The sequence below is a fragment of the Vibrio qingdaonensis genome, from assembly GCF_026191675.1.
Lineage (GTDB): Bacteria > Pseudomonadota > Gammaproteobacteria > Enterobacterales > Vibrionaceae > Vibrio > Vibrio qingdaonensis.
Genome location: NZ_JAKRRY010000012.1, coordinates 72,973 through 87,349, shown reverse-complemented (window position 1 = coordinate 87,349; position 14,377 = coordinate 72,973). Strand labels below are relative to the sequence as shown.

Genomic DNA, 14,377 nt, shown 5'->3' with positions numbered 1-14,377 from the left:
AAAGAGGCGTGACCCTTACCGTGTCACGCCTCTTTCTAGCTCTATTTTATCCGATTAGATCTTAGCCTAATATCTGCTCTTCAAGCTCTTTTATCTGTTCTGCTTGTTTCGTCTCACCAAAACCGCGTAGACCAACGACGTGTACATGCTCGTGGTCTTTAAACACTTTACGTACAAGCTTATACGTGGTGCCTTTTTCTGGGCTGATGTTTTCTGGCGCGGCAATTAATAGCTGCATTCCTTGGCGATCACAAAGCTCGAACAGCGTCGCAATAGATTTCGCATCCAAACGGGCCGCTTCATCTAAGAACAGGAGACGACATGGCACAATATCTTTACTGCGTAATCGTCTTGATTCCTCTTCCCAGCTCTGAACCACCATCAATAAGATAGATTGACCCGTACCGATCGCTTCACCTGTGGAGAGCGCACCAGACTCGGCTTGTAACCAACCATCAGAGCCACGGTTCACTTCTACGCTAAGCTCTAGGTAATTACGATAATCAAGTAGCTCTTCGCCTAATACTTGTGGTGAGCGTTGCCCCATATCAATATGTGGGTTAACGCGTTGGAACAACTTCGCCATCGCTTCAGAGAAGGTGTAGCGCATGGTTTCAAACAAGTCCGAGTGCTCTCTCGTCAGCGCTTCAAGAAGCTGCTCATGACTTTCACGAACTTTAACGTTAAGGCGTACGCCTTTCACCTGTCCAAAGTGGATATTAGACAACCCTTGGTTGAGCATGCGGATGCGGTTCTGCTCACGTTGAATGGTCTTTTTAATGATGCTTGAAACAGACTCAGAACTTAATGCAAGGCGGTTTTCACGCTGCGTCAGCTCTTCGGTTAAACGAGCCAGCTCCACTTCCATTTCTTCGATAGCTTCAACCGGATCATCGGTACGAATAATATCTTGGCGAATACGCTCTCGAAGGTGTTGGTATACGGCAATATAGAACAATACCTTGCGCTCAGGTTTGGCATTGTCTTCCGATAAACGTAATGCATCACGAAGATTCTCATTATCCGCGACAGCTAAACGCAGCGCCCCTAATGATTTATCCGACATTGAACGCAGCTCATTGGCGCTTAAATACGCCAGCTCACGACGATGCAATCGACGCTCTACGTCATTTTCTTTTGCCAAACGCAGGACACTACACCAGCCTGCTTTCGCAGCCACCACATAAGTACGCAATTCTACGTACTCTTTTTGAGCTTTTTTCAGACGCTTAGCGAGCCCCTTCATCTCCAGCTCTGTGGCGGTAATGGTTTTCTCGTATTCGCTCTTACGAGTACGAGACGTTTGCAATGCTAAATGCAGCTCATCACGGCGCTTTTCAGCACGTTCAAAGGCGGTGTCATCGGCAACAACACCGTAGTCTTGCAATTCAATTTTAAACTCTTGAACCGTCTCTAATTTCGCTTGATATGAACTCTTAAGCGATGCCATAACTTGGTTGTACTGGTTTGATTGCTCTTGAGCTTGTTTCAAGCCATCACGTAAACGACGACGAGCGTCTTCAGCTTGCACCAACTTCGTCTTTAATTGCTCACTCAGCTCACTGCTTTTACTCAGCATCTCAACAGAGTCGGCATAAGCAAAGTGCGGACGACGCTCGGCTAAATCAGCCACAGCAAAGATTTGTCCTTTTAGCGACTGTAAAGCGCTATCCAACGATTGATATTCACTTTCCAGCGCTTCAAATTGCTCTGGATCGCTCTCTAGCGCGTTAGCAACATTGCTTAATTGCGTCACAGTTTGACCGTGCGCTGAAATAAACTGCTTCGCGGTATTTAACTCTTCGATGCGCGTGCGTAATGCATCGAATCGTTCTGTCAGAGTCTCATCAAACAAAATGCTCGCCGACATCATCAGGCGATCTAATAAAACCACCGTCTGCTTTGCTTGCTTAAACTGTGAGGCAACCTGCTGCTCTTGTTGTTTAAAATCATTCAGCTGGCGATTACATACACTTAACTGCTCTCGAGATTGAGCAATAGCTTGCTCAGGATCCGCGTCAAATGCCAACTGCATGTGCTCGGCAACAAAGGCATTAAATGCTTGATACAAACGTTGCAGCTTTTGTGCATCAAATGCCGCTTTCGCGTGCTGTTCAACGGTCTCTTCTTTTTGGTCTCGAAGCAGCTCTAAACGTTGCTCACGAGCGGCACGCCCAAACAATGGAATGGTTGGGAAGCGAGAATAACGCAACTGACGATCATTTAACTGAACGCATACTGCGCCGCCTAGCTCATCGGCATCAAAGGTGCTGTCATCAAACGCGTCTATGTCGCCTTCAATGATGTACAAATCTTCTGGGCAGTCATCAAGCTCAACCAGTTTCTCTTTAATACCATCGAGGTTAGAAACGACGATCGCATGACGAGCCGGACCATACATTGCACTGAAATACGGCGCATCATCCAACGTGATGTCATCGTAGATTTCAGACAACAATACGCCGCCTAAGGTATCCGCTAACCCTTTTAAACGAGGATCATTAGAGCCGCCAGGCGATGCAAGGCGCTCAATTTCACGCTCTAGTTCATCACGCTTAATGGCTAGCGTATCTCTTGTTGTCGCGGTTTGGCGCTCAGACTCATTGATATGTTGCATTGAGGCAATCACATCCGCACGATCTACTAACTCAAGTGCTGATTGCTCACGCAATGCTTCTAAAGCGTTGAATGAACGTATCCATTGTGGCGCGTGAGCTTCCAAACGAGCGATGTCAGCATTGTGTCCTTGCGCTTGCTGTTTAACATCACGCTGCTGCTCTTTTAACGTTTCTAACTTAAGCTCGGTTTCGAGTACACGTTCACGCTGACTTTCTGCTTCTAGCTCAATATCCATTTCAGTCTTGATTTGGATACCTTGCTGCTCGATGTCAGTGCGAAGTTGTTGCGCCTGCGCTTGTCGCTCAAGTGCTTTTTCTACATCTCGATATTGAGCGCGCAGCTGAGTCTCATCGTTCAGTACTTGTTGGTACGCCTGAGCATTATTCAGCAGATCTTTCGCCACATCGGATGCTTGGTCACGACGGACGTCACCGACCACTTTTTTCACCAGTGATAGTGCAAGTTCAAACTGTTTTGCCGCTGCCGAAGACATGTCAACGCGGTGTTTAAGCTCTAGCAATTTCGTGGTGCTTGTCGCTTCTTGCGTTTTAAGACGGTTAAGTTGCGCCGCTGCGTTACTTTCATCCAGCTCGTTGCTGCCTAATAACTGGCGAGCCTTTTCTAATGCTTGTACCGCTTGTTGATACTGAAGCGTTCGCGTTTGTTGTACATCCAACGCCTGTTGATAATCAGCCAGTTGTGTTTTAAGGCTATCCACTTCTTCTTCAGATTGCGATGCCTGCTCTTCAGCAATGAATTTACGCTCTTGTGCTTCTTCAACCACCATCACTTGTTCTTCTAGACGCTCATTCAGCTCTTCTAGATCTTCTTGGTAGCGGGCGATTTTTTCTTGTTGGCGCAGGGCATTTTGCACCAACTGCAAATGATCTTGTGCCGCTTGATGATCTTGCTCTAAACCCGCTTCACTTTCCACCAGCATGGACAGTGACTGCTGGACATTATTCAGCAGATCATTTTGTGATATTAAGCTCTGACGAGAGCCAAACAACTCACCACGCAAGGCTAATGTCTGCTCTAGCTTATTGCGCCTTTCGTTGGCATGACGCATGTAATCCGCGGCAACGTAGTGGGTTGATTCGGTGATCAAATGCTTGAATAGATCACGATCTGCTTGCGTTGTTTTGATGGCTTCCAATGTCATGCGGTTTTCGCGCAGCGCCGATTCCATATCTTGGAAGGCTTTTTTCACTCCGCCGTTCTGCGGTAACAAGTAGTCACGCAATGAACGGGTAATCGCACTAGAAATACCGCCGTATAATGATGCTTCGATCAAACGGTAGAATTTAGAACGATCGCTGTTATTACGCAGCTTCTTCGGTAATACACCAAATTCAAACATCTGTGAATGGTATTCAACAATCGAGCTGAAGGCTTTAAATTGCACTCCTTCCATATCGCCGATGACATCTTTGACTTCGTTGATCTGACGAACACGGGCATGGTTGTCTGACACATTTTCAATTAAGACATCTGTCGGTTTAACATGACTTGGTAAACCTTGAATAATGAAAGGTTTAATGTCGACTTTTTTGTCGCGACCCGCCACCTGCTGCAATTTAACCACAAACAAAATGCGTTGGTTACGAGAGTTGACCACATCAAGCGCAGAGTAACAGGTACCCGGTTGTAACTTACCGTACAAGCCTTTATCACGCGATGCTTGCGAACTACCCGCTTCGGTGGTGTTTCTAAAGTGCAGTAGACTCTGATCTGGAATTAGAGCCGTGATAAATGACGCCATTGCTGTCGATTTGCCCGCACCATTACCGCCAGACAAGGTGGTTACCAGACCATCAATATCAAAGGTACGCGCAAAGAAGCCGTTCCAGTTGATCATGGTCATTGATTGATACTTACCTCTTTCAATCATAAGTCTGCCTCGTCTTTTCCTTGCTCTGTTTCAGTGCTTGTTGGTCGTTCTGCTGTTGGCGTTTCTTCTGCTGGAATTAGGCTTTGTTGTTCTGGTTCTTTAGCATGAACCACTACCGCTTCCCCATCTCGTATCAAACGAAGTTGAGCGTCGCGCATATCATCGCCAAGTCTAACGTCCGCACCGAAGCGAAATACCGCTTCGCTGATGCGAAATTTACCAGTATCGCCAATCGAAATGGTCATACCTAAACGACGTAGTCTTCTGAGTGAAGTTTTCACCTTATCAAACAACTTTTCTTTATCAAGATCAGAACCTGTTGCTCGGTTGGTCACTAAGCGCATCAGCTTAGACTCATCCGCTAAGGACAGCAGCTCTTCATAAAGCTCTTGATTGGTAAAAATGCCTTCATGGGCTAAACGCTCAGGACTCAGGTAAAGAAAACACAACACTTTACCGACGAGCATATCAAGTTCAGATAATACGCTACGTCCAATTAACGTGGTTGAACGTGGTCGCAGGTAAAAGAAGCCTTCAGCAGCTTTGACAAGTTCGGTATTGTAACGTTGATAGAATGAAGCAAGCTCCACCTCAAAGTCGCACAATAACGCATGATTATCCAAATCTTCAGACGAGATATGGCGACCTGCACGAAGCGCGCTGTCTAGCGCCGGAAATAATGGGTTTGTAATTGCTTTTGCCAGTTTTTCTGACATGTATTCGTCAATATTTGTCGATGACATTTGCTTGTACCTTTGCGCCAAAATCGTTAATCGCTTGCCAATCGGGTTGGATGGCAGAGTAGTCAGACTGGGAGTAGCCCAACCTCACCGCTTGGTCGACAACAATTCTTGCTAAATCAAAATGATGAGTCTGAGGGTGTGAGCTTAGGTAATCGCGTAGGACTTGCCCTAAGTCGATCGCCGCTCCGCGCTCTTTATGCGCTTTCAGCATGTCTGCAATGCGCTCGGCAAGTTCATCATTCACTTGCTCGAATTCTTCATACTCTACGTCCAGTGGCACGGCGCCCGTCACTTCTTCATTACGAAGGACCAAAGCGTCATCACGTAAGTCGGACAACTTCTCTGCATCGGCGTAGGTTAAATACCAAGGTGCACCAAAGTAGTCTGTGACCGACTGACGCAGCCTTTGGCTGAAGGCACGGTTTTGGTCCATATCAATGGCGGTACGTATGAATTTGTGGACATGGCGATCGTAGCCAATCCAGAGATCGATAGCTTGCTGGCCCCAACTGATGATGCGATCCAGCTTCATCTGCAGTCCAAATAGTGCTTCACCAACAAATTCAAGCTCATCATCACCATAAACGATTTCTTGTATATCTAGGATCTGAGTTTGCAATTCATCACCGGCGGCTTGCAAGGTATCTTGCAACTCACGCAAATTAGCCGACGTCTCTGATAACAAGGATTCACAGTTATTGATGGCTTCACGCCAATCTTTATTCAGTAGCTCGGCAATTTGTTGCTTCACTAACTGTTGCTGCTCGTCCATGACTCGTTGGTTAAGATCGATTTGATCAAATATCTCTCCCACCGAATATTTAAGTACACCAAAGACGTTTTTACGCCAATGCCCCACCGTTCCGCCGTCTCTAGCCGCAACGATCGCTTTCGCCATTTCGTCAGCAACCATAGACAGTTGAATCGATAAACGCAGTTTTGAAAACTCGCGGTGCCTAACGTAGTAATCTGTAATGCCTATTGCTAATGGACTTAAGCGATAAATACTCGCACCATCGGTCACTTCACTGGTAAATCGGCTCATGAGCTTCTGTTTTACCAGTTCGTTGATGGCGTTGTTTGCTCGAAACGCGGATGCGTCTCCTGTTTCATCAAATTGCTGGGTTACGATCTTGAACGCGTCGTGCAGTTCGCCTTCGCCCAGTTCTTCATCAAATCTTTCATTACTCAGAACTGCAATAGAAATGAGAAATGCCAACCGTTCTGTTGACAGGTTTAATGAAAAGTCATGCTGTTTCACCCATCCGACAAGTTCGTCGATAGGTTGCTCTCCAGCAGGCAGAGTGTTCTCACTCATTATCTTTCCTGTTCTTCTTTTTTTTGTGCCCATACGTGAATGTATCGACCCATTGAGAGATAGGGCTCTTGGCGGCACAGCTGTTGTTCCAGTTTCAGAACCTCTTCAGCTGTGTAGTCTCCCATATATTGCATATTGCCGATGTAATCACTGAATGAGCGAATCCCGGATTTGCCTTGTATCTCAAACCCTGCTTCTTCAATCCACTGATACACCTCTTCTGGCTTAAGTCCCTGTTGGGGCTGAAGCTTGAATCTTTTACGATGCGGCATTCCATTAAGTACATGCGGAATATTGCCACAAATGACGTTCTTAAACACCAATCCATGATGGTTATAAAACATAATCGATGCGATACCACCCGGCTTGATTTGCCTTAACACGGTTTCTAATGCGGATTTAGGGTCAGCCAACCATTCCATTACCGCGTGGAACAACGCCAAATCAACAGGCTGTGGTAAATGGTCATCGATTTGTTGAATCGCGCTATGGATCCAGCGATATTGCGAAAGTAGTCCCTTTTTTTCAACATCAGATTTCGCTAGCTTAAGCATCTCTGAAGAGAGGTCACAAAGTGTGACGTTATGCCCTCTTGCTGCAATCCTTTGGGAAACTTGTCCCAATCCGCCACCTGCATCTAATATTTCTAGTGTTTTTCTAGTATCATCCAGTACGGCAAGTACTTGAGTTAAGTCTTCCCAAACAATAGTTTGGCGGATTTCACCCTTCTCTGAGCCGTAAATATTTTTTGCAAATTTGTGGGCGATATCGTCGAAATTACGGTCTTGCATCACAGTTTATTGAGTTAAGATAGCCAATCGGACTGCTATTCTGTCATATAAGTGACAGGAATAAAGGGGCAAGCCTCTTTTTTAGCGTTAAGTGGTGTTTTTTCGGACTATTAGTTTATGTTTGAGCTGAAAAAAATCGTGTCATCCCTACTAATGCCTTTACCAGCCATGCTGATCTTAGGTTTTCTCGGGCTAGCACTTATTATGTTTACTGCTAGGCGCAGAATCGGATGCATGGTTATTCTTGTATCACTGTGTGGGATTTTTCTCATCGCCTTCCAGCCTCTGTCTAGCCGCTTACTGATGCCATTAGAGCGTCAGTACAAACCTTTTTTACCCGTAAACGAGACCATTGACTATGTCATGGTGCTGGGCAGTGGTCACGTGGTCGACAGCGATCTCCCGCCAACGTCAGAGCTTAGCCGAACGGCCCTAGTACGCCTTAGTGAAGGCATTCGCGTGATGCGCATGTACCCAGGGGCGAAGCTGATATTGTCTGGCTACAATGGCGGCACTGACGTGAGTCAAGCTCGTATGATGGCAAAAGTCGCGTTAGCGCTAGGCGTCTCTAAACCCGACATTATTTTACTTGAAAGCGCCAAGGACACATGGGAAGAGGCAAGACAGGCAACGTCATTCGTTAAAAATAAAAAAATGGTGCTTGTTACGTCAGCCAGTCACATGCAACGTGCTATGTACGAGTTTGAGTCTGCGGGATTAGTTCCCTATCCTGCCCCGACTAACTTTTTGGCGCAAAAAAATATTGAGCAAGCGTGGCAAAAATACACGCCAAAAGCGCAATATCTTGAGCAAACAGAACGCTATTGGCATGAGACGATGGGGCTAACGTGGCAGCGTCTTCGTGATTGGGCTGCAAACGAGGGTACACCATCTGCCGATCCCACCGTCTTAGAATCTGATGCTGTAGACGATGCTCTTGCTGTCGAAGACGAGACTCACTCTGAAATAGATAATGCGCCTAAAACCGAACAAGCCAACGGTAAATAAGCGACGGCGTAATCCTTAGTAAGATAAAAAAGACCTCATCATAACGATGAGGTCTTTTTGTTTTCGAGAGCGTTTATCTATTATTTAACTGGTTAAGCTTGGCTTTCACCGGAGCGGAGAAGTTGAAGCCATCATGTTGATCCCAGTTGATAGACCATGTCATTACTCCACCAAAATTAGGCGATAACTTCGTTGGTTGCACGCTACCACATCGCTGCAGTAAAACCATACAATCAAGCGCTGCTTCAATATTGGCGATGGGCGCTTGCCCAGAGTTCGCTGAACTAGGACCCGATGGAAGCCCTATAGCCACTTGGTCACCTCTCAATGGCTGGAACATCGACCCATCCGCGAGTTCAAACCCTTCGGTAAGCATTTTGGATGCGGCAACCATCATGTCAACCGATCCTTCTGCCGCCGCTCCTGTCGTGTAAGGGTTGGCGAGGCCGCCATTGTTATACAACTGGACATGGAGCAAATTCAGCATGTCCCTTACCTGATCGATAACAGGAATATACGCGCCCCAAATACCCGAGTAAGCGACCATTCCCCCTTGCACATATGGATGCTCCGGTGCCATGGTTAGGTACATGTCTCGACCCATATTTTGTTGAATTTTTCGCAACGCCGTTGGCAATCGAGCTTGAATTTGACTACCGTGAACAAGATTCGAACCACTTTCTAGATCGATATCTAAACCATCAAAGCCCCATTCTTGAATAATAGCCGTTAAGCTACTAACAAAGGCCGCTTCATCCGCTGCTGTATTCAAGGTGATAGTGCCTTCTGCACCACCCAACGATAATACAAAAACTTTACCCTCTGATTGCAGCGAGGCAAGATCTTGCTTAAATTTCACCGGGTCAATCGGTAGACAGTCAGAGCGGATGTCACCGTTATAAAGGTTAAAATGTACGGTGCCATTACTGTTACGATCGTTATCAGCGAAGGCAATATCAATAATGTCCCAATCTTTTGACATCTCACTCAATGGCATTGGACAACCGGAGCCATTAACAAAGTTGTGCCAATAGCCGATCAATTTATGCTTAGGCAACGTGATGGATTTCGCTTCGATCGAGACACTGTTCGACACCACCTGATTACCTTGAGTATCGGATACTAAGGCCGTTAACTGATAGCCTCCGATAGCTGCTGGCTGCCATGAAAACTCATAAGGTGCTGCGCTATCTGTTGCCACTAACTGTCCGTTGACATAGAGCTCTGCTTTAGCAATGTCACTTTGCAGGGATTGCGCCGACACCGTCACATATACCGGTTTATCTAACGGGACAATACTACCAGACGTAGGTTGTATGATTTCGCTGGTTAGCACTTGGTCGGTAACATTAACGGTTGTTGAAGCCAGAGTTTCACGCTGCTGATCATCCGTCGCAACAATGCTGATTGTCGCTGACGTTAACGTGTTCACGTTCCACAACCAGGTATAAGGTGCTTGTGTCAGCGCACCTAACGACGTGCCATCCACACTGGCCTCTACAGAGACGACGCTGCCATCGCTATCCGTTGCGTCGGCTTGAATGGTAACATCACTACCCAGTAAGACCGCTTGTCCTGCCGACGGTGACAAAATACTGACGACGGGAGACGATCCGCAACTGCCTAAACTATCCCACGCGTCTTGCCAATATTGACCGACACCCGGTTCATAGGCCCATGCAGAACTTGATGAACACCAGCCTGCCACTTTACACTGGTATACTTCATCATTATTTTTAACTTGCTCATTACTCGAGTATTGACTGCCCGCCACATAACTCGGCAGTGTCGTACATTGCCCGCCAGATGTTGCACTCGAAACGTTAATATCAATAAGTTGTGACTGAGTACTTAGCCCACCATCATCAGTAGCAATAGCTTGTATCGCAAACTGACCCACAGCCGCTGGCGTCCAAGTCGTTGTCCATGGTGGTGTGGTTAATGTGCTGAGCGTAACGCCATCCACGACATAACGAACACTGGTTACGCTACCATCAACATCATCTGCGGCCGCTGAGAGTGTCACTGGCTGATCAACCGACACTGATAGCGAGTCTGCCGATAAGGTGATGGATGGCGGTTGATTTTCTGTCATCGAAACTGAAAACAATCTCGACTGCGTGGTTTTCGCGCCGCGCTCATCGGTGGCAATAACGTCAAGGGTGTAGCTCCCAACCGTGGCAAGCCAATCTACGCTATAAGGCGGTGACGTTACTGTTGCTACAACTTGGCCATTGACAACAAAAGCGACAGTGGCAATCGCATCATCAACATCGCTTGCATCGGCCTGAAAAGTAATCGTATTACCAGACGCTATATTGGCACCTTCTACAGGGGAAAGAATTGATAGCGTCGGTAATTGGTTTCCTCCACTCGCGTCACACGCCCCGAGCAGTGTCCACTCTTGGAAACTACCCGATTTTTCGCTTGGATTTGCATTTTGGCTCCACCAGTTCGCTTGATAAGCATTCGATTGGAATTTTACCTCAGCACCGCCGTTATACGCTGTCTCTGCATTCCATACCGGTAAGTTGTCACACTGATAAGCGAATGCGGTGGGCGAAAATAAAACAAGTAGCGATAATGAAGTTGCAGTGTAGTGATTCAACGCTGCCTTTGGAGACAGTAATTTATTTTGGGCTATCGGGTTCGTCCTATCCATTTACTTGTCCTTGTATTAAATGAACTTAACTATGATAAATCGCTGTTAATCGTTAGTTTTTCTCTTTTAATACCCAACCTGGGCGACTAAATTTTTCATAACAGCCTATTCAAGCTAGCGCACTCACGAGCGAGTAAATGAATCTGTAGGCATTCCAGAACCTGATTACGAGTCACTTAACAAAAGTAATACTTGTGTTGCATATCAATTTCATCATTTATCTAGATTACTCGCATTAAAAAGCCCGGACGAAATACAACGTCCGGGCCTACATAAGGAATACTTGATAAGTCAGCGCATCTGTAGCGCTTAATCAGCTGCAGTGTCTAATCACCAGCAAACATGTAACCTTCACCGTGAACGGTAATGAAAATCTGTGGATTCTTAGGATCCATTTCCATTTTCGTTCGCATGCGGCGAATTAACACATCAATGGTACGATCATTTGGTGCGTCAACGCGGTGACTGATCATGTTAAGGATACGTTCTCGACTTAGCACCTGATTAGGGTACGTCGATAAGGCGACCAATAGTTCATATTCCGCTTTTGTCAGCTTTACTGGCTCGCCACTGCACGTTAACGAGCGTCGCTGTTTATCAAACAACCAATCGCCGAAATGCACGATATGTTCATTTTCAACACTTTGAGGCTCTTGTGGTGGCTTTCTTGCTTGGGAAATTCGCCACAGTAAGTTCTTAACTCTAACTAGCAGCTCTCTTAACTCAAACGGTTTGGTGACGTAGTCATCGGCTCCCATCTCTAAGCCAACTATTTTATCAATGCTGTCAGTGCGTCCGGTCACCAGTATAATACCAATGTCAGATTGACTGCGTAATTCACGAGTCAGCATGAGTCCATCTTCACCCGGTAAGTTGATATCAAGCATCACAAGATCGACACTGGATGATTGCAGCACTTGGCGCATCTCTTCCCCGCTTTCCGCTTCGCTTACTAAGTAGCCTTCACTTTCAAAGTAACCAGACAACTTGCTACGTGTAACGATATCGTCTTCAACGACTAATACGTGATAACTCATAGGCACCGTTTCTTTTGTTAATGTGTTATGACCAAGACCATTCTATTCATAATTAGTCACAATTCTAGTCGACATCATCGTAAATTGTCGAAAGTCGTGTTTTTATTGATTAAAGACAAGAACTATTCTCGATTAAGATATGCAACACCACTAATCGAGTCGCCTTTGGGCTAAAATCCAATTTTCTCGTGCTACAATCGACACATTCATTTATCTTCACAAGTTCCTATATTTTTTCACCAATTAGCTTACTGCTGTTCATTTTTATTGGCTAAAATGAGGATAAGACTTTTGGAGACTATAAAATGCAAGAAATCAAAGCATTTAACGAACAACGTGCTGAAATTTATTGGTGGCTATCAAGCCTATTTGCTAAAGAGCTAACACAAGAAGAGCTAGAAAAATATCACAGTGTAGAGATACGCGCTTTCCTTGCTGGATTGGGTGAGAATGCGTCTTTAACCACGGCTATTGCCAATCTGGTCGACACGCTCAATCGTTTACAAACCCGCGAAGATGCTCAACTTGAGCTCTCTGCTGACTTCTGTGATCTGTTTTTAAAAACAGATAAACATGGTGCGCTCCCCTACGCGTCGATGTATATCGGTGAATCCGGTTTACTAAATGACACGCCTGCACATGATATGGCAACTCTTCTCAAACAACATAATATCGGCGTGTCCGAAAACCTGAATGAACCTGCCGATCACTTAGCGATAGAATTGGATTTTCTCGGCAATCTCATTATTCGCTCCAATGAGCTTGAGTCTGATGCACACATCAATAGCGCTCTGCTTGAGCAAGCTGACTTTATTGACCAGCATCTAATGACGTGGCTACCTAAATTTGAATTACGATGTAAAGAATTCGATGAATTTGGCTTTTATGCGTCGGTTGCCCATTTACTCGTCGCATTTTGTCAGCTAGACCTCACATATTTGCGTATTGAGTAATCACCGTTACTGCGCGCTAAAGTAGTAATAATCAACAAGCCAAATATAAATTTGGCTTTTATAGACAAAATTGTCGGTTCAGACGTTGCTAGGGTCTGCCACTAAGACTACAATTCGCCGTTTAAATGCGAAAGCTAGGCTTTAGTACGATGTGGTTTCCACTTAAATGTACTGATTGAAACCTCCATTTCACAAAGTGTATTGGTGTCCGGTACGCATTCGTTACAACAAAGCGCTTATTTTTCGTAAATAATGCTTCATGACCGCAACGACTTTTATGCAATTAAAACCACGAAAGCCGTTACTAACAGGAAAAAGCTATGGCAACAATTAAAGACGTCGCCCGCCTAGCTGGCGTTTCGACTACCACCGTATCTCACGTCATCAACAAAACGCGTTTTGTTGCCGAGGCCACACAAGAAAAAGTTAATGCTGCAGTTGAAGAGCTCAATTACGCGCCAAGTGCGGTGGCAAGAAGCTTAAAGTGTAACTCGACAAAGACAATTGGTATGTTGGTCACTCAATCAACCAACCTCTTTTTCTCTGAGGTGATTGATGGGGTTGAGAGTTATTGCTATCGACAAGGTTATACCTTGATACTGTGTAACACCGGTGGCGTGTATGAAAAACAACGCGACTACATCCGTATGCTGGCAGAAAAACGTGTAGATGGCATCTTAGTGATGTGTTCAGACCTAACTGAAGAACTTCTTACTATGCTTGACCGCCACGCAGATATCCCGAAAGTGATTATGGACTGGGGTCCGGAAAGCTCGCAAGCAGATAAGATTATCGACAACTCGGAAGAAGGTGGTTACCTAGCGACAAAATACCTTATCGAGAAAGGGCATACTGATATTGCCTGCTTAAGCGGTCACTTAGAAAAAGCGGTTTGCCAAGAGCGCATTGTCGGTTATCAACGCGCTTTAACAGAAGCAGGCTTAACGATGAAAGAAGACCGTATTTTTGAAGGTAACTTCGAATGTGATACCGCTGTCATCGCTGCAAACCGAATCGCAGCGATGGAGGATCGCCCAAGCGCTGTTTTCTGTTTTAACGATACCATGGCATTAGGCTTAATGAGTCGATTACAGCAGCTTGGATTAAACGTCCCTGGCGATATATCTGTAATTGGTTACGACAATATCGAACTGGCCGAGTACTTTTCACCGCCATTGACTACCGTTCACCAACCAAAACGTCGTGTTGGTAAGAATGCATTTGAGATTCTACTTGAACGAATCAAAGATAAAGGTCACGACAAGCGTATATTCGAGATGCACCCAGAGATAATCGAACGCAGCTCTGTCAAAGACATGACAGAATGATGACAAAAGCGCTCTATTGAGCGCTTT

General features: G+C 45.6%; 9 protein-coding genes. 3 read left to right on the top strand and 6 right to left on the bottom strand.

From position 1 onward, the window contains the following. Positions 1–61 precede the first annotated feature (61 nt). Genes mukB through cmoM form a run of 4 tightly spaced genes read right to left on the bottom strand, consistent with a single transcriptional unit; the run spans position 62 to position 7,365 of the window. Positions 62–4,510 carry a chromosome partition protein MukB gene (gene mukB / locus MD535_RS10960; RefSeq protein ID WP_265675073.1) on the bottom strand — a complete coding sequence of 1,483 codons (4,449 nt, stop codon included), beginning with the start codon at positions 4,508–4,510 and terminating at the stop codon, positions 62–64. Continuing rightward, complete coding sequence (gene mukE / locus MD535_RS10955) at positions 4,507–5,253, bottom strand: chromosome partition protein MukE (RefSeq protein WP_265675072.1); 747 nt, start codon at positions 5,251–5,253, stop codon at positions 4,507–4,509. The genes mukB and mukE overlap by 4 nt, the downstream gene beginning before the upstream one ends. Next, complete coding sequence (gene mukF / locus MD535_RS10950; protein WP_265675071.1) at positions 5,234–6,571, bottom strand: chromosome partition protein MukF; 1,338 nt, start codon at positions 6,569–6,571, stop codon at positions 5,234–5,236. The genes mukE and mukF overlap by 20 nt, the downstream gene beginning before the upstream one ends. Then, positions 6,571–7,365: a tRNA uridine 5-oxyacetic acid(34) methyltransferase CmoM gene (gene cmoM, locus MD535_RS10945; RefSeq protein WP_265675070.1), complete on the bottom strand. Its 795-nt coding sequence runs from the start codon at positions 7,363–7,365 to the stop codon at positions 6,571–6,573. Before cmoM ends, mukF begins: the two co-directional genes overlap by 1 nt. A 114-nt stretch (positions 7,366–7,479) precedes the next feature. Here cmoM and elyC point away from each other — a divergent pair, with 114 nt between their 5' ends. Beyond that, positions 7,480–8,370 carry an envelope biogenesis factor ElyC gene (gene elyC, locus MD535_RS10940; RefSeq protein WP_265675069.1) on the top strand — a complete coding sequence of 297 codons (891 nt, stop codon included), beginning with the start codon at positions 7,480–7,482 and terminating at the stop codon, positions 8,368–8,370. A gap of 73 nt (positions 8,371–8,443) precedes the next feature. Here the strand turns inward: elyC and MD535_RS10935 are convergent, their stop codons facing one another. Together MD535_RS10935 and torR are read right to left on the bottom strand one after the other, a co-directional pair. After that, entirely contained in the window at positions 8,444–11,032 is a 2,589-nt protein-coding gene (locus MD535_RS10935) for an Ig-like domain-containing protein (RefSeq protein ID WP_265675068.1), read from the bottom strand. A 326-nt stretch (positions 11,033–11,358) separates the two neighbouring features. Beyond that, entirely contained in the window at positions 11,359–12,069 is a 711-nt protein-coding gene (torR, locus tag MD535_RS10930) for a two-component system response regulator TorR (RefSeq protein WP_265675067.1), read from the bottom strand. A gap of 305 nt (positions 12,070–12,374) precedes the next feature. Here torR and torD point away from each other — a divergent pair, with 305 nt between their 5' ends. Together torD and purR are read left to right on the top strand one after the other, a co-directional pair. After that, the gene (torD, locus tag MD535_RS10925) at positions 12,375–13,022 is read left to right on the top strand and encodes a molecular chaperone TorD (protein ID WP_265675066.1); all 648 of its coding nucleotides are present in this window, start codon (positions 12,375–12,377) and stop codon (positions 13,020–13,022) included. Between the two features lie 320 nt (positions 13,023–13,342). Then, on the top strand, positions 13,343–14,350 hold the full coding sequence (gene purR / locus MD535_RS10920) for an HTH-type transcriptional repressor PurR (RefSeq protein WP_265675065.1): 1,008 nt from the start codon (positions 13,343–13,345) through the stop codon (positions 14,348–14,350). Positions 14,351–14,377: the final 27 nt, after the last annotated feature.